General features: G+C 70.5%; 24 protein-coding genes and 1 tRNA gene. 13 read left to right on the plus strand and 12 right to left on the minus strand.

All coding sequences use genetic code 11. The features are described 5' to 3' along the window. The first annotated feature begins 288 nt into the window (after positions 1 to 288). The 3 genes from ACLQ24_RS23100 to ACLQ24_RS23110 all read left to right on the plus strand — a co-directional run bounded on the left by ACLQ24_RS23100 (position 289) and on the right by ACLQ24_RS23110 (position 2,568). On the plus strand, positions 289 to 1,161 hold the full coding sequence (locus ACLQ24_RS23100; RefSeq protein ID WP_425893800.1) for a helix-turn-helix domain-containing protein: 873 nt from the start codon (positions 289 to 291) through the stop codon (positions 1,159 to 1,161). Further along, entirely contained in the window at positions 1,158 to 1,379 is a 222-nt protein-coding gene (locus tag ACLQ24_RS23105; protein ID WP_425893801.1) for a DUF397 domain-containing protein, read from the plus strand. Before ACLQ24_RS23100 ends, ACLQ24_RS23105 begins: the two co-directional genes overlap by 4 nt. Positions 1,380 to 1,587: 208 nt before the next feature. Next, positions 1,588 to 2,568: a sporulation protein gene (locus tag ACLQ24_RS23110; protein ID WP_425893802.1), complete on the plus strand. Its 981-nt coding sequence runs from the start codon at positions 1,588 to 1,590 to the stop codon at positions 2,566 to 2,568. Between the two features lie 72 nt (positions 2,569 to 2,640). On the opposite strand, the gene ACLQ24_RS23115 is transcribed toward ACLQ24_RS23110, so the two are convergent. Beyond that, a complete protein-coding gene (locus ACLQ24_RS23115) occupies positions 2,641 to 2,925 on the minus strand; it encodes a hypothetical protein (RefSeq protein ID WP_425893818.1) in 285 nt (94 codons plus the stop codon). Between the two features lie 577 nt (positions 2,926 to 3,502). On the opposite strand from ACLQ24_RS23115, the gene ACLQ24_RS23120 reads away from it, so the two are divergent. Continuing rightward, the gene (locus ACLQ24_RS23120) at positions 3,503 to 3,922 is read left to right on the plus strand and encodes a hypothetical protein (protein WP_425893803.1); all 420 of its coding nucleotides are present in this window, start codon (positions 3,503 to 3,505) and stop codon (positions 3,920 to 3,922) included. A 64-nt stretch (positions 3,923 to 3,986) separates the two neighbouring features. On the opposite strand, the gene ACLQ24_RS23125 is transcribed toward ACLQ24_RS23120, so the two are convergent. From ACLQ24_RS23125 to ACLQ24_RS23140, 4 genes are all read right to left on the minus strand, one after another. Beyond that, positions 3,987 to 6,290 (minus strand): HelD family protein, encoded by a 2,304-nt coding sequence (locus ACLQ24_RS23125; protein ID WP_425893804.1) that lies wholly within the window; start codon positions 6,288 to 6,290, stop codon positions 3,987 to 3,989. A 183-nt stretch (positions 6,291 to 6,473) separates the two neighbouring features. Further along, a complete protein-coding gene (locus ACLQ24_RS23130; protein ID WP_425893805.1) occupies positions 6,474 to 6,806 on the minus strand; it encodes a hypothetical protein in 333 nt (110 codons plus the stop codon). A gap of 129 nt (positions 6,807 to 6,935) precedes the next feature. Further along, positions 6,936 to 8,567 carry a tetratricopeptide repeat protein gene (locus tag ACLQ24_RS23135; RefSeq protein WP_425893806.1) on the minus strand — a complete coding sequence of 544 codons (1,632 nt, stop codon included), beginning with the start codon at positions 8,565 to 8,567 and terminating at the stop codon, positions 6,936 to 6,938. 57 nt (positions 8,568 to 8,624) lie between these two features. Next, positions 8,625 to 9,086 (minus strand): MarR family winged helix-turn-helix transcriptional regulator, encoded by a 462-nt coding sequence (locus ACLQ24_RS23140; RefSeq protein ID WP_425893819.1) that lies wholly within the window; start codon positions 9,084 to 9,086, stop codon positions 8,625 to 8,627. 49 nt (positions 9,087 to 9,135) lie between these two features. On the opposite strand from ACLQ24_RS23140, the gene ACLQ24_RS23145 reads away from it, so the two are divergent. Both ACLQ24_RS23145 and ACLQ24_RS23150 read left to right on the plus strand, forming a co-directional pair. Beyond that, positions 9,136 to 9,657, plus strand: a complete 522-nt coding sequence (locus tag ACLQ24_RS23145) for a VOC family protein (RefSeq protein ID WP_425893807.1) — start codon at positions 9,136 to 9,138, stop codon at positions 9,655 to 9,657. A 24-nt stretch (positions 9,658 to 9,681) separates the two neighbouring features. Beyond that, positions 9,682 to 10,608 (plus strand): hypothetical protein, encoded by a 927-nt coding sequence (locus tag ACLQ24_RS23150; RefSeq protein ID WP_425893808.1) that lies wholly within the window; start codon positions 9,682 to 9,684, stop codon positions 10,606 to 10,608. Between the two features lie 184 nt (positions 10,609 to 10,792). On the opposite strand, the gene ACLQ24_RS23155 is transcribed toward ACLQ24_RS23150, so the two are convergent. Continuing rightward, positions 10,793 to 10,972, minus strand: a complete 180-nt coding sequence (locus tag ACLQ24_RS23155; protein WP_355051826.1) for a DUF4236 domain-containing protein — start codon at positions 10,970 to 10,972, stop codon at positions 10,793 to 10,795. Between the two features lie 274 nt (positions 10,973 to 11,246). Between ACLQ24_RS23155 and ACLQ24_RS23160 the strand changes: the two genes are divergently transcribed. Continuing rightward, positions 11,247 to 11,807, plus strand: coding sequence for a flavin reductase family protein (locus tag ACLQ24_RS23160; RefSeq protein WP_425893820.1), 561 nt, complete (start codon positions 11,247 to 11,249; stop codon positions 11,805 to 11,807). Beyond that, on the plus strand, positions 11,804 to 12,415 hold the full coding sequence (locus ACLQ24_RS23165; RefSeq protein ID WP_425893809.1) for a malonic semialdehyde reductase: 612 nt from the start codon (positions 11,804 to 11,806) through the stop codon (positions 12,413 to 12,415). Before ACLQ24_RS23160 ends, ACLQ24_RS23165 begins: the two co-directional genes overlap by 4 nt. 4 nt (positions 12,416 to 12,419) lie before the next feature. Here ACLQ24_RS23165 and ACLQ24_RS23170 read toward each other — a convergent pair whose 3' ends face one another. Then, positions 12,420 to 12,875, minus strand: a complete 456-nt coding sequence (locus tag ACLQ24_RS23170) for an RrF2 family transcriptional regulator (RefSeq protein WP_425893810.1) — start codon at positions 12,873 to 12,875, stop codon at positions 12,420 to 12,422. A 7-nt stretch (positions 12,876 to 12,882) separates the two neighbouring features. Then, positions 12,883 to 13,866: a helix-turn-helix domain-containing protein gene (locus ACLQ24_RS23175; RefSeq protein WP_425893811.1), complete on the minus strand. Its 984-nt coding sequence runs from the start codon at positions 13,864 to 13,866 to the stop codon at positions 12,883 to 12,885. A 189-nt stretch (positions 13,867 to 14,055) separates the two neighbouring features. Here ACLQ24_RS23175 and ACLQ24_RS23180 point away from each other — a divergent pair, with 189 nt between their 5' ends. Next, positions 14,056 to 14,832 (plus strand): glucose 1-dehydrogenase, encoded by a 777-nt coding sequence (locus tag ACLQ24_RS23180; RefSeq protein WP_425893812.1) that lies wholly within the window; start codon positions 14,056 to 14,058, stop codon positions 14,830 to 14,832. Positions 14,833 to 14,946: 114 nt separating this feature from the next. On the opposite strand, the gene ACLQ24_RS23185 is transcribed toward ACLQ24_RS23180, so the two are convergent. After that, positions 14,947 to 15,378 carry an SsgA family sporulation/cell division regulator gene (locus ACLQ24_RS23185; protein WP_007457244.1) on the minus strand — a complete coding sequence of 144 codons (432 nt, stop codon included), beginning with the start codon at positions 15,376 to 15,378 and terminating at the stop codon, positions 14,947 to 14,949. Positions 15,379 to 15,748: 370 nt separating this feature from the next. Here ACLQ24_RS23185 and ACLQ24_RS23190 point away from each other — a divergent pair, with 370 nt between their 5' ends. Continuing rightward, on the plus strand, positions 15,749 to 16,231 hold the full coding sequence (locus ACLQ24_RS23190) for a TIGR02611 family protein (RefSeq protein ID WP_425893813.1): 483 nt from the start codon (positions 15,749 to 15,751) through the stop codon (positions 16,229 to 16,231). Between the two features lie 50 nt (positions 16,232 to 16,281). Beyond that, positions 16,282 to 16,353 (plus strand) — tRNA-Val (locus tag ACLQ24_RS23195). A 234-nt stretch (positions 16,354 to 16,587) separates the two neighbouring features. Here ACLQ24_RS23195 and ACLQ24_RS23200 read toward each other — a convergent pair. Then, positions 16,588 to 16,956 (minus strand): phosphotransferase, encoded by a 369-nt coding sequence (locus tag ACLQ24_RS23200; RefSeq protein WP_425893814.1) that lies wholly within the window; start codon positions 16,954 to 16,956, stop codon positions 16,588 to 16,590. Between the two features lie 317 nt (positions 16,957 to 17,273). On the opposite strand from ACLQ24_RS23200, the gene ACLQ24_RS23205 reads away from it, so the two are divergent. Both ACLQ24_RS23205 and ACLQ24_RS23210 read left to right on the plus strand, forming a co-directional pair. Next, positions 17,274 to 17,792, plus strand: coding sequence for a transposase (locus ACLQ24_RS23205; protein WP_425893821.1), 519 nt, complete (start codon positions 17,274 to 17,276; stop codon positions 17,790 to 17,792). 247 nt (positions 17,793 to 18,039) lie between these two features. Continuing rightward, complete coding sequence (locus ACLQ24_RS23210; protein WP_425893815.1) at positions 18,040 to 18,399, plus strand: hypothetical protein; 360 nt, start codon at positions 18,040 to 18,042, stop codon at positions 18,397 to 18,399. A gap of 80 nt (positions 18,400 to 18,479) precedes the next feature. Here ACLQ24_RS23210 and ACLQ24_RS23215 read toward each other — a convergent pair whose 3' ends face one another. Both ACLQ24_RS23215 and ACLQ24_RS23220 read right to left on the minus strand, forming a co-directional pair. Further along, positions 18,480 to 19,136: a hypothetical protein gene (locus tag ACLQ24_RS23215; RefSeq protein WP_425893816.1), complete on the minus strand. Its 657-nt coding sequence runs from the start codon at positions 19,134 to 19,136 to the stop codon at positions 18,480 to 18,482. Continuing rightward, positions 19,114 to 19,896, minus strand: a complete 783-nt coding sequence (locus tag ACLQ24_RS23220; RefSeq protein ID WP_425893817.1) for a toxin glutamine deamidase domain-containing protein — start codon at positions 19,894 to 19,896, stop codon at positions 19,114 to 19,116. The genes ACLQ24_RS23215 and ACLQ24_RS23220 overlap by 23 nt, the downstream gene beginning before the upstream one ends. Between the last annotated feature and the right edge of the window lie 189 nt (positions 19,897 to 20,085).

The raw sequence follows: 20,085 nt of genomic DNA on the forward strand, positions 1-20,085 counted from the left end.
CCATCGACATCGCCACCATCAAGATCTGGCTCCGCGACCTCGCCCGCGAAACCTGATCCACAAGACACGGCCTAGTTGAGACCCGACGAGAGCCGGTATGCGACTGCCACTCGCGAGGCCGTCTCTCGTCACCTTCTCGGCTGTTGGCGCAGCCGCGGTTGCCGTGTTTGCACCGGGCTTCCCCGGGGGCCGGCGATCACCCTCACCCGCAGGCCACGTTCCCAGTGGCCTCGGTATTGGTGCAACGACACCAACCGAATCCTTCAGTGGGTCCCTGGAGAGGTGAGCATGGCCGCGAACAGAGAGCCGTTCGTTCGAACCCTGCGTGCCCAGTGGCTGGGGCAGCAGATGCGCGAGCTGCGGGAGCGTCGAGGGCTGACCCTCAAGTACGTCGCCCAGTATCTTGAGCGCGACTTTTCGTCGCTGGCTCGGTACGAACGGGCAGAGTGGCCCTTCCGGAGAGACCTGGTAGTGGCGTTGCTGGACCTGTACGGCGTCTACGACGAACGGGAGCGGGAGCGGCTCATCCAGCTCGCACAAGACGCCTGGCGCGTCAACCGCTGGGACAACGGCTTCGACAAGACGATCTACGACAACTCGTTCATCGACTTCCCCTGGTTGGAATCGAGAGCCAATCAGGTCTGCACCTACGCGGCGCTGTTGATACCCGGTCTGCTACAGACCCGCGACTACGCCGAGGCGGTCATCAGAAATGCCGAACCCAGCTCCGCGAGCGAGATCGAGATCCAGAAGTGGGTCCAACTGCGCATGGATCGGCAGCAGTTGCTGGATGGCCCCTCACCAATGAGGCTCGCCGTGATCATCGAAGAGACCGCCCTGCGGCGGCCCGTCATGAGTAGAGGCGTCATGGCTTCTCAACTGGCCCACCTGGCACGCGCTACCGCCAAGCCGACGGTCGAGATCCGTGTCGTCCCGCTGACCCTCGGGCTGCATGCCGGTTTGGATGGCACCTTCTGGCTCTTCAGGATGCCTGCCCCGTACTCCGACGTCGCCCATGCCGAGACCCTCGGTGGGCGTCTCTTCCTGGAATCGGACAATGCCTCGCGGTACGTCCGCGCGTACGATCGCCTCCGGGAGGCCGCACTCAGTGCGACTGAGTCGGCGAAGCTGATCACAGCGCTCACGGAGGAGCTGTCATGAGCGAGTCCATGCCTGAGGTCGCCTGGCACATCAGCACCAGGAGCCCCGACAACGGTGGCAATTGCGTCGAGGCGGGGCCTGTTCTGGACGGTTCTGGTCGGGTGGCGGTGCGCGACAGCAAGGACCGTGCGGCGGCGACCCTCGTCTACGGCGTCAGCGACTGGACGGCGTTCGTCAACGGAATCAAGGACGGCATGTTTACCCGCACCGACCCGTGATCGACTCGACATCGCCGACGTCGGGGTGTCCCGTCGCGCTGATACCCCCACCTCGGCGATGTCATGTCGAGTCGATCAAGCGCGGCGGGCGAGCGCGAAAGCGCGGCCGGCGTGCTCACAGCCACCTCACAGGGGGTCTGGATAGGGTGCGCGGTGAGTCAACGTCCGACTCCATGGTGGAGCGGTCGGCTGTCGCACAGGAGTTCCGATGGTCTTCAAGAAGATGTTGAGCGCGTTCGGTGTGGGTGGTCCCAGCGTGGACACCGTGCTGACCAACCCCAACACCCGGCCCGGCCTGACCCTTGACGGGCAGGTCAACCTCGTCGGCGGTGACAACCCGGCGGCCATCGAGCAGGTGGTGATCGGCCTGGTCACCCGGGTCGAGGTCGAGGGCCACGACACGGAGTACGCGGGCACCATGGAGTTCCACCGGATGGCCGTGAGCGGGGCGTTCCAGCTCGCGCCGAAGCAGGAGCTGTCGATCCCGTTCCAGCTCCCGGTGCCGTGGGAGACCCCCATCACCGACGTGTACGGCCAGCGCCTGCACGGCATGACGATGGGCCTGCGGACCGAGTTGTCCGTGGCTCGCGCGGTGGACAAGACCGACCTGGACCACGTGGCGGTGCACCCGTTGCCGGTGCACGAGCGGATTCTGGAGGCGTTCCAGCGGCTCGGTTTCCGCTTCAAGCACGCGGACTTGGAGCGTGGCCACATCCGGGGCGTGCAGCAGACGCTGCCGTTCTACCAGGAGATCGAGTTCTTCGCGTCCCCGCAGTACGCGGGCACGATCAACGAGGTCGAGCTGACCTTCGTGACCAGCCAGCGTGGCGTCGAGGTGATCCTGGAGTGTGACAAGCGGGGCGGCTTTCTCAGCGCCGGGCACGACGCGTTCGGCCGCTACCAGGTGTCGCACGCCGACGTCGACCGCGTCGACTGGGCGCAGGTCGTCGACGGGTGGCTGCGCGAGACCACGTCCCGTTACGGGACCCTGCGCTCCCAGTACGGCCACGGCCACGGCCACGGCTACGGTCACGGCTACGGTCCGGGCCACGGTCACGGCCGTGGCGGCATGGGTGTGGGCGGCATGGTCGCCGGCGCGGCGCTCGGCGTCGCCGGCGGCATGATCGCTGGCGAGATGATCGAGGACGCCTTCGAGGGCGACTTCGGAGACTTCGGCGGCGACGAGTAACACACCCGTACGGACGACGGTGGCCTCCGGGAGATCCTCCCGGAGGCCACCGCGCGCTGTGCTGTCACCCGGTCAGTGCCGGGCCTTGCGCTCCGCACCGCTGCGGAAGTTGCTGCCGGCCTTGGCCAGGCCGCGGCTACCGAGGTAGCCCAGCGTCAGCAGGGTGATCAGGAACCAAGCGTTGTCGGCCCGGAAGATGTCCACTCCGGCCGAGTTCCGCCCGACGACCTGCGACGCGCCCAGTACGGCGGCCACCGCGATCAGGTAGATCCAGAACTCGGTGGTCTTGAAGGCCTGCTTGGTCTCCGTACCGGGTGCCTGCATGTCGTTGCGACGCCCGTCGTGCATGACCGGCATCGGCTGCGTCTCCCGCATCGCGGCGGGATTCTGCGGGTCGTTCATGGGCCGGTTCATCGGCCTGGTGGAAGCAGCCTGCGTGCTCATCTGGTCCTCCTCAGGATGCGATGAGTCGTACCTGCATTCCCTCGCCCCGCTACCGCGTTTCGGCCACGGCGCGGTTCGCTCGCACGGCGGGGACGCCCCCCGACTACCCGAGGCCGCCGACCAGGTAACACTCCCCAGCCGGGAAAAAGAATCGGCGACGGCCTGGCCACGCGGGCCCCCAGTGGGGCCGTTCGAGATGCCCCCCACATCGCCGACCTGGCGTGGATCCCCTCCACCAATCACCGGTCACCCGGTCTGCTCGGGTGCTGGTTGCCCGCTCTGGGACCACCCCCGGGTCGGAGGACCATGATCTGCGCAGTTTCAGGGAAGTTGCTGCCTCAACCCGTCGCGAGACAGCAGCATCCCCGAAGTTACTGCCTGGGCGCCTCGCGACGCATGTCCGTTTCGGGTCGCCGCACGAACGCTATGGGTTTGGTCCACCGGCGGCCGGGCACGCAGTCAGTTCCACAGCTTCTGCGAGGTGATGGACGTGCGTGAGGACGACATGCGGCAGGAGGCCGCCCGGCAGGCCGAGAACCGGATCGCCGGCGGCGTGTACGGCGAGGGCGCTCTCGACGAGGTGACGGTGCCCCGTACCGACATCGAGAGCCAGATCCAACGCGACGACCCACTCGATCCGGCGCAGGAGCGGATCGATCCGCAGGTGCTGCGCGACGGTGGCCCGGTCGGCGGCCAGGGCGCGGTGACCACCACCGGTGGCACGGCCGGGCCGGCGAGCGTACGCCGGGTGGCCCGCCAGCCGGAGCGACACCCCGGCAAGGTGGCGCCGACGACCACCGGCGACGCCACCACCGGTGGCCTGAGCACCCCGATGGGCGGCGGCACCAGCGACCAGTCCACCTCCGCGACCGGACCGACAAAATCCATCCAGGACCGCGCACCAGACTGACCCAACCCGTTGATCATGAGGTTGGCGTGGCCAGCAGAGTTCGAAGGGCACGCCAACCTCATGATCACCCGTGGGAAGGGGCGGGGCGCAGGATGCCCAGACGCTGGGTGGCCCGGGTGAGCGCGACGTACAGGTCGCTGCGCCCGCGCGGCGACTCGGCCACCATCCGGTCCGGGTCGACCACCAGCACCGAGTCGAACTCCAGACCCTTCGCCTGCGCGACGGTCAGCACGACCACCCGGCTCTCCAGCTCCGGGTGCTCGCCCACCGTGGCCTCGGGCAGCGTGGCGGTCAGCGCCGCGCCGAGTGCGTCCACCCGGCCGGCCGGCACGATGACGCCGAGTCGGCCCTCGGCGAGCCCGGCGGCCTCGCGGGTCACCGCCGACACCAGCTCCGCGGGCAGCTGCTCGTCGGGCACCGCGCGGTCCCACGGGGGTACGCCGCTCTCCCGCACCGAGCGGGGTGGCCGCAGCTCCGGGTCGATCTCGGCCAGTACGTCGGCGGCGACCGCCATGATCTCGGCCGGCGTGCGGTAGCTGACCGTCAGCTCGGTCAGCCGCCAGCGCCGCGCCACGTACGGGGCGAGGGCATCGGCCCAGGAGGGTGTCCCGGCGAGCGCGCCGGTCTGCGCCACGTCCCCGACGATCGTCATCGACCGGCTCGGGCAGCGGCGCATCAGCAGCCGCCACGCCATCGGCGACAACTCCTGCGCCTCGTCCACGATCACGTGCCCGAAGGCCCAGGTGCGGTCGGCGGCGGCGCGCTGCGCGGTGGTCAGCCGGTCGGCCTCCTCCTGCCGTTCCAGCAGCCGGTCCGCGTCGATGAGGTCGGTCACGCCGAGGATCTCACCGCCCTCGGCCTCGTCCTCGACGTCGATCGACCGGGAACCGCGGGCGATCTCCAGCACGCCCTCGGCGTACTCCCGCTCCATCACGCGGATGCGATCCCGGCGGGCGGCGGCGGCCCGTTCGTCCTCGCCGAGCAGTTCGGCGGCCTCGTCCAACAGTGGCACGTCGGCGGGCGTCCAACCGCCCGGCTCGCGGTGCAGCCGCGCCCGCTCGTCGTCGGTGAGCATCGGCGCGGCGGCGGCGATCCGGTCGGGGTCCGCGTACAGGTCGGCGAGCAGGCGCTGCGGGGTGAGTACCGGCCACAACCGGTCGAGTACGGCCTGGATCTCCGTCTCCTCGCGCAGCTCCCGGCGGATCTCGGCGCGGTCGGCCTCGTCGAGCAGGTTGTCCCCGCCCAGCGGGTCGGCGCCGATGCGCTCGGCCACCTGGTCGGCGAGCGCGTGCACGATCTCCACGTCGAACCGCGCCCGTGCCAGGTTGTGCGGCCGGTCGGTGCGGCGTACCCGGTCCCGCGCGGCGCGCACGGTCTCCGGGTCGAGGGTCAGCACCTCGCGCTCGACCTCGATCTCCAGCGGCTCGTCCGGCACCCACTGCCGGTCCCGTACGGCCAGGGCCAGCACCTCGGCGAGCACCGCGCGGCCCTTGAGCGCCGCGGCCTGGGCCGGCTCGGCGCGCCTGGCGCTCACCCCGGGAAACAAATCCCCCTGGGTACGCAGCAGCACGCCCGTCTCGGCCAGCGTGGGTAGCACCTGGGAGATGTAGCGCAGGAACGTCGCGTTCGGGCCGACCAGCAGCACACCGCGGCTGGACAGCTCCCGCCGGTGCGTGTAGAGCAGGTACGCCGCCCGGTGCAGCGCGACGGCGGTCTTGCCGGTGCCGGGGCCACCCTGGACGACCATCACGCCGGGCAGGTCGGCGCGGATGATGCTGTCCTGCTCGGCCTGGATGGTCTCCACGATGTCGCGCATCCGGCCGGTCCGACCGGCGTTCAGGGCGGCGAGCAGGGACGCCTCACCGGTCAGCTCCTCGTGCCCGCCGGGGGAGGCGCTGTCGATGTCGAGGACCTCGTCGTTGAGCCCGGTCACCTTGCGCTGCCGGGTGCGCAGGTGCCGGCGGCGGCGTACGCCCTGCGGGTTGGCGGCGGTGGCGAGGTAGAACGGCCGCGCGGCCGGGGCCCGCCAGTCCATCAGCAGCGGGTCGTAGTCGCCACTGGTGTCGAAGATCCCGATCCGGCCGATGTAGCGGCGGGAGTCGTCGTCGCCGTCGAGCCGCCCGAAGCAGAGGCCATTCTCCACGGCAGAGAACTGCTCGACCTGGTCGGCGTACATCGCCACGGAGCTGTCGCGCTGGGAGCGGTCCTGGAGGGTGCCGCCGGTGTTGCGCAGCTCGGCGGTGAGCCGGTGGGCGGCCTGCTCACGCAACCCGTCCAGCCGGTCGTAGAGCATCGAGACGTACTCCTGCTCGCGGCCGATCTCGTCGTCGAGCGGCAATTCACCGGTACCGCCGGAGTGCCTTGACAAGCCATCTCCCTAAAGATTAGAATGCAATGCAGGAACGGCCTTTACGCCGTTCTTTTTTGTGTCCTCGAATTGTCGAAGATAGCGTGTTCCGCCCGCTGTCACCAAGCTGACCGGGCCGATACGGGTCACACAGGTACGCCGGGCCGACCATCTGGTCGACCCGGCGTACGTGTGCCGGGGATGTCAGCCGCGGGCCACCTGGTAGAGCCGCTCCGGGGTGACCGCTCCGGCGAGCACCCGCCCGTCGTCGGTGAGCAGCACACTGAACAGCTTGCCGGTGAGCAGCCGTCCACTGCCCCACTCGCCGCTGACCGCAGGCAGCCCACCGAGCAGCTTCGAGACGTCCACGTCCGGCGCGTCGCCGGACGGCTTCCCGCCCGGGGCCGCGTCGAGGCGGGCGACCAGGACGGTGGTCCACCCCTCGCCGACCGTACGCACCTGGGGGTCCCGACCCGGCGCGACGTGCGCCGGCCTGCCCGCGGTCGGTCGCTCGGCGGTCTCCTCGGTGACGGTCACGCCCGGTGGCGGGTTGAAGGCGAACTGGTCGGCGTCGGGGCGGTGACCGTCAACCTGCTCGCCGACACCGAGCGGTTGAGCCGGCTGGTCGACGACCTGCTGCTGCTGGCCCGCCTGGCGTACGGGACGTCAATGGCGGCGGGTGCAGACCTGGTCGGCGCTCGCGATGGTGTCGGTGGACCAGACGACGGCGACGGTGAAGCAGTAGTCGTTGGCGCGGTTCAGCGCGTACACGATGTAGCTGTCGGTGCCGGCGGGCAGCGTGGCGATGGCGGTCTTCTCCTGCCCGGCGCGGCCGGCGGAGACGATCACCGGTCCCTCGCCGCCGGCCGGGTACGTCCACCGCAGGGCGATGTTGTCCCGGTTGTCGCGCAGGGACACCGTGCCGGGCGGGGTGCCCGGTGCGGCCGCCGGCGCGGCCGTGCCGCCGGCCGGGGTGCCGGTGGTGGGTGGCGCGCCCGTGCCGCTCGGGCCGGCGCTCGGGGAGCCGTGGTCCGGCCCGGACTTCGGATCGTCCCCGTCGCCGACGCGCGCCACGCCGGCGATCACCGCCGCCGTGCCCAGCAGCACCACGACCACGCCGGCCACCAGCACCGGCACCAGCCGGTTACGCGCCGGTGTCGGCGCCCGGTGCACGGGCACCGGCAACAACCGCGACGGCGTGTACGGCGTCAGCGGCGCGGAGGGTCGATCCGGCTCGGCCGGCGCGCCGGGGCGGTACAGCCGGTACACGCCGGACGCCTCTTCGGTGCCCGTGAACCCGGCGACCGACGGGGGTACCGGCGGGACGGTGGGGTGCGGGGCGGGGTCGTCCGACGGGTCCGGCGGCCAGCGGAAGCCCGGCGAACCGTCCGGCTCGTCGGCCGGCACCCGCGGATTCGGCACCGGGCCGCTGTGGGTGACCCCGGGTCCGGCCAGGCCCTCGTCGGCACGGCCAGCCGTACCGGTCACCTCCGGGTCGACCGGGGCGGACGGATGGTAGGCCGCCTCGACCGGCTGGCCGCTGGGCGTCGGGGTACGTGCCGCCGGCACCACCGAAGCATCCCGGACGGCGGACGCGTCGTCGGCGCAGACGTGGTCGGGGTTGGCCGCCGCGCGGGCGAGAGCCGCCACCTGTAGCGCCAGCGGGTCGTCGGCGGCCAGGTGCTGCCGGCACAGCTCGCGGGCCAACGCCAGGTTGTCGTGCGCCTCGGCGAACTGCCCGCAGTCGCGCTGCATGGAGCCGAGCCGGGCCAGCATCTTGATGCCGCTGGGGTGGCCGTCGCCGTACACCTCGCGGTGCAGCTCCCAGGCGTCCTGGAGACGGTCGCGGGCCACCGTGCACTGGCCGCGGGCGTACTCGACGGTGGCCAGGTCGGCGTGAGCGGCCAGCACCCGCAGCGACTCGGGACCGTCCTGAGCGGTCAGCTCGATGATCACGTCCTGGTAGAGCCGGGCGGCCCGGGAGTGGCTGCCCACTCGGTGCAGCACGGCGGCCAGGGTGGCCGCGGCGGCCACGGTGCGGGGGTCGGAGCGGCCGTGCAACCGGGTCGTGGCCGCGTACGCGAAGGCGGCCCAGCCGCGGGCGGAGTGCGGCTCGCCGAGGGCGACGAGCACCCGCGCCTGCAGGCTGGCCGCCTCGGCCAGCTCGGGTGTGGCGTTGGCCGGGCGGGGGTCGGCGTCGGTGAGCGCGTCGGAGAGCAGCCGTTGCGCACCGGCCACGTCGCCAGCGGACACGAGGTGGTGCGCCTGGTCAGTCAACTCGTCGAAGCCGGAGGACACGCCCCATCGTGCTCATCCGACGACGGTAAGTACAAGACCCGCGCCGGTGTCGATCGGTCAGGATCTGCTCAGGTGCTCGGCCAACGTCTCGCTGATCCGGCGTAACTGGTCGATCTGGGCGGGGCTCAACGCGTCGAACAGGTGTCGGCGTACCCCTTCGACGTGGCCGGGCGCCGCGGCGGCGAGGGTGGCGAAACCGTCGTCGGTGAGCACCGCGATCTGCCCGCGCCGGTCGGTGGGGCAGTCCTCGCGGCGCACCCAGCCGGCCTGCTCGAGGCGGGCGACGGCGTGCGAGAGCCGGCTGCGCGATGCCCCGGCGGCCTCGGCCAGCTCGCTCATCCGCAGTTGCCGACCCGGGGCCTCGGAGAGCCGGACCAGGATCTCGTAGTAGGCGTGCGGCATGCCGGCATCGCGTTGCAGCTCACGGTCGAGCGTGTCCATCAGTGCCCGGGAGGAGGCGAGGAACGCCCGCCAGGTGCGCTGCTCGTCGGGGTTCAACCAGCGGGTCATGACGCCCATCATACTCCCGATGGTTGAACGCTCAACCAATAGGCGCTAGTGTGGATTCATGGGTATCCACCGGCTCAACCACGCGGTTCTCTACGTCAGTGAGCTCGCCCGCAGCGTCGCCTTCTACCGCGACGTGCTGGGCTTCACCCCGGTCGCGATGACCCCGGACGGTTTCCGGGGCGCGACCTTCCTCCAGGCCCCCGACTCCACCAACGACCACGACCTCGGCCTGTTCGAGATCGGCGCGGGCGCCGGGCGCTCGACCGCCGGCCGGGCCACCGTCGGGCTCTACCACCTGGCGTGGGAGGTCGACACCCTCGACGAGCTGGCCGCCACCGCCGAGCGGCTCGCCGCCGCCGGGGCGCTGGTCGGCACCTCGGACCACGGCACCACCAAGAGCCTCTACGGGCAGGACCCGGACGGTCTGGAGTTCGAGGTGGTCTGGCTGGTCCCGGCCGACCGGCTCGACGACACCACTCTGGCCGCCCGCAAGCGCATCGGTCGGCTCGACCTGGCCGCCGAACAGCAGCGCTACGGGGGGCAGACGCGCGGCGGTGTGGGGATCTCCGTCCCGGCCTGAATGGCCATAGGGTAGAACGGACCGGTGCCAACCAACCGGACCGCCGACTTCCTCCGCGAGCTGCTGGTCCGCCACGTGGCGACCTGGCTACCCACCGCTCTGCACCGCTCCCGTCGCGTGACCGTCGCGCTGGCCTGGGCCGGCAGCGACGGCGGCGGCGCGGAAGCGGCGCTGCGGGTGGTCGCCGGCCACGCCGCGCAGGTACGGGGTCGACAGGTGACGATCCTGGTGCTGGCGGACGAGGCCGCCGACCTGCCGGCCCGGCTCGGATCGGTGGAGGCCACGTTGCCTCCCGAGGTGACCGTGCACCTGCTGCCCGGCGGCCCCGGCCGGCTACCGGTCGCGCTGAAGGCGGCCTCCGTGGCCGGATCGCCGCTGTTCTGCTTCCTCGACCTGTCCGGCCCGGCGCACGCGGAGGTGCTCCGCGCCTGCGCCAACGGCCGCAACGGCGAAGTGTTGCTGCACGCCGCCAGCAGCGCGCGCCCCGCCCTCGGCCTCGCCGACTTTCCGCTGGTCGCCGAGGTGACGCCGGTGCTGCGAGTGGACGGGGGAGTGGGCGACGCGTCGGCCGCCGTGGGCGACGTAGAGGCCGGCGTGGTCGCGTTCGGCAGCCGGTCGGACCGGAGCCTGGAGGCGGTCCGTGACGCACTCTGGACGGTCGGCGCGGAACTCGGTGTGCGCTACCGCGACCCCGCCGGCCCGGCGGCCCCGCCGGTGGACGTCTCCGGTAACCCGTCCCTGGAACCGCTGTCCCGGATTCTGCTGGCCGAGCTGCGCCGGAGTGGGCCGCAGCCGGTCACCGACCTGCGCCGGCACACCCTCACCGCGACCGTCTACCGTGCCACAGACGCCAACCAGGCGCTCACCGACCTGCTGACCGCTGGCGAGCTGACCCGAGAACGCGAATCAGGCCGCCTGGCCGGCGACGAACTCATCACCCCCACCCCCTGAACTCACACCCCCGCCCCTGTCTCCCCGCGATCTTGCACTTTCGGTGGCGACACAAGGGATGTTCCCGTGCAGAACGGTAACCGAAAGTGCAAGATCGGCGGGGTGGGGCGGGGGCGCGGGGGCAGGGTGGGACGCCGAGCGGGGTGCCGGTGAATCACCGGCACCCCGCTCGACTCCCGGGTCGTTACGACCGGGCCTTGTCCTGCTTCCAGGACAGGGGTCCCGGCAGGTCGACGCGGTGTGCCCGGGCCTTCGAGTTCCAGGACCAGCGGCCGATCTTGATGCTCCACGAGGAGAACCCGTTCTCGGTGAAGTTCAGGATCAGCGGACCGATCTTCTTGCGCTTGCGAAACATGAGGCCCATCGGAGCACTCCCCTCGTCATCGTTCCCTGCCGTGTCGAGATCGAACATTCCCGAACGGGCGAATTCCGAAACCCTCTCGTCGTCCCGGATGGACGGTGTCGCCCCACGGCACGGGAATCTCTATCCACCAGATAGGTGTTGCGCAACGGTGAACGCTGCTAGTGGTGCTTCGTAACATTGGCAGCGATGCAAGTCTCACCTTCTGGAAGACCGTTGACCGGCCGTTCGCGCCGTCGGCAGCATGGGTTTCATGTTGCAGCGGAATGAGCTCGGCGTGACCACCGTGGAGCGTCCCACGACGGACGCGACCGAGCTGCGACCGGTGGACCGGGACCTGTTCCGCGCGTTGCTGCGCCGGCAGGCCACCAGCGTCACCGTGGTCACCGCGGTGGCCCGGTCCACCGATCCGGCCCGCCTGGGCGGCATCGGCGCACCGATCCGGGCCGGGTTCACCGCCACCTCGTTCACCTCGGTCTCGCTGGACCCGCCGCTCGTCTCGTTCTGCCTCGGCACGGCGTCGTCGAGCTGGCCGGTGCTGGCCCGCGCCGAGCACGTCGCGGTCCACCTGCTGGCCGCCGGGCAGCGGGAGGCGGCGACGGTCTTCGCCACCAGCGGCATCGACCGCTTCGCCGCCTACCCGGACTGGACAGCCGGGCCGTTCGGGGTACCCCTGCTGACCGGGGTGCTGGCCCGGCTGCTCTGCCGGGTGGTGCACCGCGTCCCGGCCGGCGACCACACGCTGGTGATCGCCGAACCGCTCGCCCTGGGCGACGGCGGTGACGGCCCACCGCTAATGCACCACCGGGGTGGCTACACCACCCCGGGCCGGGCGTGAGCGCGCCCGTCGCGGCCGACCTGCTCGCGTTGGACCGGGCCGCCCAGGACCTGCTGTTCCGCGCGGCCCGTACGGCCAACACGTTCACCGACGAGCCGGTCACCGACGCCCAGGTCGCGGCGATCCACGACCTGATCCGGTACGGGCCGACCGCGTACAACGGTCAGCCGCTGCGAGTGCTGCTGCTGCGCTCGCCGCAGGCCCGGGCCCGGCTGCTGCCGTACGTGTCGTCGAGCAACCGGGCCAAGACGGCCGGTGCGCCGCTGGCGGTGGTGCTCGCCGCCGACCTGGACTTCCACGAGCGGCTGCCCGAGCTGTACCCGCACCGGCCGCAGGCCCGGGAGTGGTTGGGCGACCGGGTGGCCCGCGCCGAGCAGGCCCGGTTCAGCGCGGCTCTCCAGATCGGCTACCTGCTGGTGGGGGTACGCGCGGCGGGACTGGCCGCCGGCCCGATGGCCGGGTTCGATGCCGCCGGGGTGACGCGGGAGTTCTTTCCCGACGGGCGGCACGAGGCGCTGCTGTTGCTCAACGTCGGCCACCCCGGCCCGGACGCCTGGGGCGACCGGCTACCCCGGCTGGCCACCGGGGAGGTGGTGCGCACCCTCTGAGGCGTCAGCGCGGCTCCCACGCGTCGGGCAGCGCGGTGAGCTTGCGGACGTGTGCGGGCAGCCGCCCGCTGACGATCTCGGCGAGATTCACCTCATCGACGACCCGCCGCACGGCGGCACGCACCGCCACCCACAGGCCGGGCAGGTTCTCCGCCGCGCCCTCGTAGTGGGTCTCCTCGGGGCGCAGGCCGCGTACGCCCGCGAGCGGGCCCTCCACCGCGCGCAGCACCGCGCCGACGGTCACCTCGCGGGGCGGTCGGGCCAGGGTGTAGCCGCCCTCGGCGCCCCGTTGGGCGCGGACGATCCCGGCTCGGCGCAGATCCGCAAGGACCGCCTCCAGGAACTTGCGGGGCATGTCCTGTTCGGCGGCGATGGCCTGGGTGGACAGCAGCGACGGGTACGCGGTCGCGAGGCTCAGTGCCGCCCGTACCGCGTAGTCGCCGCGCGCGGAGATCTGCACCCCGTCATCATGCCCGTCCACTCGGGCCGCCCGGGCCACCGGGCCGGGCGGTGTGACCGGAGTTGGTGGGCTCGCTGTGGGCGCCGGAGCGGAACCGACCGCCGTTGGCACCCGTCGGCTCGACCGGCGGACGGGGGCGGACGACCCGTCCCGCGGCCAGCTGATCGCGGGCGGCACGGAAGGCGCCGGGGCTGATCCCGATCTCCCGGGTGAAGAACCGACCGAAGTTGGTGGGCTCGGAGAAGCCGAGCCGACGGCCGATCTGCGCAATCGGTTCGTCGCTCGCCGCGAGCAACCGGGCGGCCTGCAACGCCACCCGCTCGTCGATGACCTGCTTGGCGCTGTGGCCGGTGACGGCCAGGCAGGCCCGGGTCAGGGTACGCACCGAGCAGCCGAGCGCGGCTGCGTAGTCCTCGACCCGCCGGGTCACCTGGTAGCCGTGCTCCACCTCCCGGCAGAACCGCTGGAACGTCTCGGCGTCGTTACGCTGCCCGGACTGGTTCGCATCGGGCAGCGTCAACCGCAGCAGCAGGACGGCGAGCTGGTGACGCAGCAGCGCGCGACCGGCCGGGCCGTCGCCGTGCCGCTGGCAGTCCACCGCCAACTGGCTCACCTCGTTGATCACCGCGTCCTCGTCCTCGCCGACCAACTGCCGCCAGGTGGGCGCCGCGTCCTCATCGACGGCCAGGCTGTGCAGCGCCTCGGTGGTCCAGCCGACCACCGTCGCGTCGAACTGGGGGCCGGCGCAGCGCAGCACCTGACCGGCGCGGACCCGCAGCAGCGTGCCGGGTCGGCACGGCAGGAGGTGGAAATCCAGCTCGGCGTCGCCGTGCCCTCGGGTGGTGAGGATCAACAGCTCCCGTTCGACGAACACCGGCCGACACCAGCCGGGGTCACCGGCCAGGTCGGCCAGCGCAAACGTGGAAATCTCGTCGGGTACGGGTGATGCCGTTCCGATCGTTGGCGCGGGGGAGGGAGCGGTGGAGACCATCGCCTGCGACGGTAGCCCGAACCGCAGGTCACCGCATCCCGACCTCCGTACGCGACGGTGGCGAGGCTTGTCGCGATCCCTGCGGCCGGGCTACGTTACCCGGCGGTAGCGCCGTCCGGTCCGTGGCCGCCCGGCGCCCCGCCGGCCGCTCGCCGCCCGGCGGACCCGCCGACTCGTGATGGGATGGGCATGACGCAGCTGTTCTCGGTCGAAGGCAAGACGGTCCTGGTCACCGGCGGGTCGCGAGGAATCGGGCTCATGATCGCCCAGGGCTTCGTCCGGGCCGGCGCCCGCGTGATCATCTCGTCCCGCAAGGCGGCCGTCTGCGAGCGGGTCGCCACGGAACTGTCGGCCGAGGGCCAGTGCGAGGCCATCTCCGCCGACCTGAGCGCAGACGACGGCGCGCAGACCCTCGCCGCCGCCGTACGCGAGCGTGTCGACCATCTCGACGTGCTGGTCAACAACGCCGGCGCCACCTGGGGCGCGCCGCTGGAGAGCTACCCGGAGGCCGCGTTCGACAAGCTCTGGGCGGTCAACGTCAAGGCCGTCTTCCGGCTCACCACCGCGCTGCTGCCGGCGCTGCGCGCCGCCGCCAGCGCCGACGACCCGGCCCGCGTGATCAACATCGGGTCCATCGACGGCATCCGGGTGCCGTTCTTGGAGGTGTACGCCTACTCGGCCACCAAGGCCGCCGTGCACATGCTCACCCGCAGCCTCGCCCACCAGCTCGCCGGCGAGCAGATCACCGTCAACGCGATCGCGCCCGGCCCGTTCGAGAGCAAGATGATGGCGTTCGCCCTCGACGACCCGGGCAGCCGCGCCGCCATCGAGCAGCAGGTGCCGCTGGGCCGCATCGGCCGCCCCGAGGACATGGCCGGCACCGCCATCTACCTCTCCTCGCGGGCCGGCGCGTACCTCACCGGCGCGGTCATCCCCGTCGACGGCGGCATCACCACGCACGGCTGAGCCCGGCGACCCCCGGTCGGGCTGTCCGCGTACCCCCGGGTGTGCCGGGGCCGCGCGGACTCGGCAGATCCGCGCGGCCCGGTGTGGCCGGTGTTGCTCGTTCTCGGGTGGTGCTCAGCGGCCGGCGAGCAGCCGGTTCACCGCAGTGTCGACGTCCAGGTGCTCGGCCTCCCGGCCGCGCGGGACGACGACGTACGTCCGTCGAAGGAATCGCACCAGGACGCTGCGCGGCACCTCGAAGAGGGCGTTGCCGTCCGGTGACGAGAGGGCCAGCGCGACGAAGTCGCCGCGCGGTGTGGCCCAGGGCCAGACCCGCACATCCCCGATGCCGGCCGGCTCGTCCAGGCCGGTGACCAGCAGTTCGCGGGCGAACGACCAGCTCACCGCCTCACCACCGGCCGATTCGGCATGGAACAGGACATGGACCGCATACGGGTCAGCAGGGTCGTAACGCAGACTGGCACGCACCGGCAAGGCGGTGGCGTCAGGCGCGACGAGCCTTAGCGACGTCTCGACCTCTACGGTCGTCGGTCGGATGACACTCATGGACGTTCTCCCCCCGGCACCGCTGCGGAACGCGCGTGTCCCGCTTTTCCCATACTCAGGTGCTACTCCTGGCTACGCTCCGCCATACGCTGACTTCACCCAGTGGTGGGAAGGGGGACGGAAAGGCCGCGTGAATGTGAGCATTCATGTAGGATTTCCGGTTCTGCCCAGTGCGTGATTCCGCCCGGCGTCGGGTGGCTCAGTCGTCGACTTACTCCGGTAACGTCCAGTCGGCCGTTGCAGTGACGGGCCCGAGTGACACTGGGGGGTGAAATGGTCACGAACCGATCCCTCAGTAGATCCGGTGGCCGCGCCCGGCCCGCCGAACGTCGCGGTCCGAGCAGCCGAAAAGCGGGGGTACGACGTGCCGATGGAGCAGCCAGAGCGACCCGGACGGTCGACGCACGGCACGGGCCGTCCCGGCGGTGTCCTCGTCGTCGGGGAGCCGCCGCGGCGCCCCCACTGGCGGCAGCGGATCTCGACGACACTCGACCTGATCCGCGCCAACCCCACCGGCCGGATCGCCCTCAAGGTCTTCATCGCGATCGCCGGCGCGCTGGTGGTCACGATCGGCATCGCCCTCATCCCGCTACCCGGGCCGGGCTGGCTGCTGGTCATCGCCGGCCTCGGCATCTGGGCCGTCGAATTCCACTGGGCCCGCCGACTGCTCGGCTTCACCCGCCGGCACGTGCACGGCTGGACGCGCTGGGTGACGCGACAGTCGCTGCCGCTGCGCTTCGTGCTCGGCATCGTCGGCCTGGTCTTCGTGGGCGTGGCGGTCTGGCTCTCCCTCAAGTTCAGCCTCGGCATCGACGTGGTGGCCGAGGCGAAGCAGTACCTCGCGGCGCGCTGACCCCGGGTTTTTGGTCTGGTTCCACGATCGGGTAGAGTCAACGGCGCTGAGGGCGATTAGCTCAGTGGGAGAGCGCTTCGTTCACACCGAAGAGGTCGCTGGTTCGATACCAGCATCGCCCACTCTCAGTTTGTGCAGTTCAGAAGCCCGTTACCGAGGTTGCCGGTAACGGGCTTTGCCGTATGTGCGGCTTACATTGGGAGCAGATTGGGAGCAGCGCGGCTGGTTCTCGGTTCGGCGGCCATGGACCCGCCCGGCCGAGTGACCTGACCTGCGGTCCCGAGCGGGCCTGCTAGCTGGTTGAGGAACAAGTCCTACCGCTACCAGTGCCCACATCACGAGAGCGTGCCCCCGGGTTATGGCTCACGGGCTGACTGGTGGCCGAAGGTCCGGTGATCCGCCCACTCGCCGGTCCACATTGCGAGCTCGCGTACCCAACGCTCGGTGTTCTGCCGGGACTTGGCCGCCCACTTCGTTGCGTTCTTTGACGCGAAGTCGTCCAGGACCTGTCGGTCGGTCGCGGTCCAGGCGGGAAGGTGCGTTATCCAATCTTCTGCCTGCTCGGCGCTGTGGCCGCTACCGATCAGCCATGGGACGAGCAACGCGAGTTCGACCCATGCGGCGGCCTTGGTTGCCCACGCCCAGTCCACGATGCGTAGGCCGAGTGGGGTCACGATCAGGTTCGCCGGGTTGAGGTCGGAATGGATAAGTGTCTCGCCGTCCATCGCGGGGTGTGCGAACCCGAGCCGGGCTGCCGGGGTGAACCATGTCTCGCCGGGTGCCGGCGTCTCTTGAAGTGAACCGCCCCGGGTTAGATGGAGACATCGAAACCTGGAGGAACACCGGCGATGCCTGCACCGAAGAAGTACCCCGACGAGCTGCGTGAGCGTGCGACCCGGTTGGTCCTTGAGGCCCGTGCTTCACCGTCGGATGGACGATCACCGACACCGACGAGACCGCGATCGTCGCCCTGCCTGAGCAGGCGTGGACCAGCAGCCTGCACCAGGACGGCACCGCCACCGATACCGCGCAGGTCGCCGAACTGACCGGCCTCAACCAGCGCGCCGGTAACTGGATCGATGGGCTGCGGCTGATCGTGCGGCGCACCAAACCGGCGGCCCGGCACGCGAAGAAGCTCACCGACCTGGAGAAACGCACCGGCTGGCGGTACGCGATCGTGGCCACCAGCATCCGCCGCATCCACGGCGTGCCCGGCTCGCACCACCCGCAGTGGCTCGACGCACTGCACCGCTCACACGCCGGCGTGCAAGACCAGGTACGGACGAACAAGGCCATCGGCCTGCGGAACCTGCCCAGCAAGTCCTGGACCGTCAACCGCGGTTGGGTCCTCGCGGCGAACATCGCCGCCGACCTGGCCGCCTGGACCCGCCTGCTCGGCCTGCACGATCAGCCCGACCTCGCCCACGCCGAGCCGGGCACCCTGCGCTACCGGCTGCTGCACCTACCCGCGAAACTCACCACCCACGCCCGCCGCCGAACACTGTCCATTTCGATACCTGGCCCTGGGCCGACGCGGTCCAACTCTGCTGGCAACGCCTGAACCTGCCGCTGACCACCTGACCCGCCGAACCCGCCCCTACCAGCAGAAAGACAGCCCCCGGACGCGGAGAACCGGCGCATCCGCAGCGACACGCGGCCACCCCACACACGCCGCACGCGGACAAAACGGTCAAGGCGAAACGGTCAGGCAGGGATCAAAACCCTCTGACGAATCGAGGCTGGCCGAGGAAATCTTCGGTAAACGCATCCTGGTCACCGACCGCGACGACTGGCCGGTCACCGAGGTCGTGGCCGCATACCGCTCCCAGTCCGAAGCGGAATTCGGTTTCCGGCAGCTCAAGGACCCCCACGTGGTCTCGTTCAGCCCCATGCACCACTGGACCGACCATCACATCCGGGTCCACACCCAAACCTGCGTGTTCGCCCTCATGATCGCGCACCTCATGCGCCGACACGCCGAACACGCCGGTCTATACCTGTCCGTCCGCGCCATCCTGGACCACCTCGCCGGCATCGGCGAAACCGTACTGATTTACTCCTCCACCGGTGGTCGGCCCAAAGCCCGCCGGATGCTCACCGAGACCAGCCCCATCCAGCAACACCTCATGGACATCTTCGACCTGCATCGATGGAAACCACGAGGTTAGGTCATGTGCCAAACCGGCGTCGAAACAAGTTCTGACCAGCGAAGTCTCCAGCCAAGATCAACTTATCTAGGAAACTCGGGCTAGGGGGAGTCGGTGCAGTCGAGGACCATTTCGGCTAGTCCTCGGAATTGGTCGTGGTGCGGGTCGGTGTGTTGTCTCGCGAGCTTGCTGAGGGCGTCGACCCAGTGTCTTTTCTCCTCGTTGCGGAGGGTGGCGGAGCGCTCTTCGATGTATGTGAGGGCGGTGTCTAGGTTTTGGGTGAGCATGAGGTCCACCGCTTTCATGATGGTGGCCGCGCCGGCGGTCTGGTGGCCGGAGTCAGTGATGAGGTCGACGCGTTGGTCGATGGTGATCTCGCGGCCCGGGGCGTCGATCAGTAGGCGGTTGCGATCGGCTGGCTCTTGGATCTCTTGGAAGTCGAGGACGAACTCGGCTTTGCCTTGTGCGCCGAGGTCGCCCAGCAGCGGGGTGAACGACCGGAACCATGGGTCGTCGTCGACTTGTCGGACGATTCTCGCGAGGTCGGCGCGGGCCTGCGGGCTGGTGAGTTGTTCCCGGTGGTTGGTGAGCAGGTCCAGTTTCGTGGCCCGGTCCGGCGCGAGTAGTAGCTGGCTGACGGTGCGGTGGGTCGAGTCGTTGGTCGCTCGGGCGCGTTCGGCGGCCTTGGTGAGGATGAGTGGGGTGAGGGTGGCGCCCATGCCCTCGGCGGTGCCGTCACTGCGTCGTATCAGCCACACGTTGTCCAGTGACAGGTTGCCGCTTGGAGATTCGGTGGCCGCGGGAGCTAGATGCACGATGCTGAAGCCGTATGTTCTCGACATCGTGGTCAGAGGGGGGGTTCACTGCCGCTCGGGTTACCACCACGGGTTGCTGCTTCTTGAGGGTGAACTGCTGGACCAGCCGCCGCAGGTCTGTCAGGGCCTCATCCGGGGCGATCGCTCCATGTTTGGCGACGCCCAGGACGATGACCGGGTTATCGAGGCCGGCGGCAGCGTCGCGGATCTGCCGCGGCCGCAATGGCGGGTGGCCGACCCAGTAGAGGTGGCCGGGAAGGTCCTCGTCGGTGCGGGCGTCGGGTGGCAGCACCACCGGGTTGGACAGGGGGGCGTCCTGGCCGGTGTCCGGCAACGCGAGGGGCGGCGTCTCGCGCTCGGCCGTCAGCGGCGCTGGGGTCTGACCTGCTGGCAGGGGGGTGATGTTGGTGCGCAGGAATCGGATCTGATCTGGGTTCTTCGGGGCGCGGGCTTGTCCACCGAGTTGGCCGTCGAGGTAGTAGACGCCCTCGGTGCGGCGCGCGACGTTGAAGACGTGCGCGTCGCCGCCGGCATCGGCGTTGACGACGACAATCCCACGGGCACCGGGCGGAGCCGCCATCATCCGCGCGGTGACGGCATCGTAGTTGGCCATCTCCTCGAACGGCTGGTTGGCGAAGCGGGTGAGGTCGGCCACGTCCAGGAACGCCGAGTCGGATGCCTGATGGCCGGACCCGTCGGCCAACGACCAGTCCACGGCGATGGTGGTGATGACACAGTTCGAGTCGAACGCGTTCGGGTTGATGGTCCTGATCCATCGGTACTCGCCGTCCAGCAGGTCGGCGTCGGGTGTCGGACCTAGGCCGTGTCTTGTGGATCAGGTTTCGCGGGCGAGGTCGCGGAGCCAGATCTTGATGGTGGCGATGTCGATGGT

Origin of the sequence: Micromonospora sp. DT4, assembly GCF_049841675.1 — a bacterium.
Lineage (GTDB): Bacteria > Actinomycetota > Actinomycetes > Mycobacteriales > Micromonosporaceae > Micromonospora.

Bases quoted from the DNA above. Each gene is read 5' to 3' on its own strand.
- ACLQ24_RS23110 (WP_425893802.1), top strand. From the start codon at position 1,588: ATGGTCTTCAAGAAGATGTTGAGCGCGTTCGGTGTGGGTGGTCCCAGC.
- ACLQ24_RS23155 (WP_355051826.1), bottom strand. From the start codon at position 10,972: ATGGGCCTCATGTTTCGCAAGCGCAAGAAGATCGGTCCGCTGATCCTG.
- ACLQ24_RS23140 (WP_425893819.1), bottom strand. From the start codon at position 9,086: ATGGGCGTCATGACCCGCTGGTTGAACCCCGACGAGCAGCGCACCTGG.
- ACLQ24_RS23185 (WP_007457244.1), bottom strand. From the start codon at position 15,378: ATGAGTGTCATCCGACCGACGACCGTAGAGGTCGAGACGTCGCTAAGG.
- ACLQ24_RS23200 (WP_425893814.1), bottom strand. From the start codon at position 16,956: ATGGACGGCGAGACACTTATCCATTCCGACCTCAACCCGGCGAACCTG.
- ACLQ24_RS23145 (WP_425893807.1), top strand. From the start codon at position 9,136: ATGGGTATCCACCGGCTCAACCACGCGGTTCTCTACGTCAGTGAGCTC.
- ACLQ24_RS23175 (WP_425893811.1), bottom strand. From the start codon at position 13,866: ATGGTCTCCACCGCTCCCTCCCCCGCGCCAACGATCGGAACGGCATCA.
- ACLQ24_RS23105 (WP_425893801.1), top strand. From the start codon at position 1,158: ATGAGCGAGTCCATGCCTGAGGTCGCCTGGCACATCAGCACCAGGAGC.
- ACLQ24_RS23180 (WP_425893812.1), top strand. From the start codon at position 14,056: ATGACGCAGCTGTTCTCGGTCGAAGGCAAGACGGTCCTGGTCACCGGC.
- ACLQ24_RS23190 (WP_425893813.1), top strand. From the start codon at position 15,749: ATGGAGCAGCCAGAGCGACCCGGACGGTCGACGCACGGCACGGGCCGT.
- ACLQ24_RS23100 (WP_425893800.1), top strand. From the start codon at position 289: ATGGCCGCGAACAGAGAGCCGTTCGTTCGAACCCTGCGTGCCCAGTGG.
- ACLQ24_RS23115 (WP_425893818.1), bottom strand. From the start codon at position 2,925: ATGCCGGTCATGCACGACGGGCGTCGCAACGACATGCAGGCACCCGGT.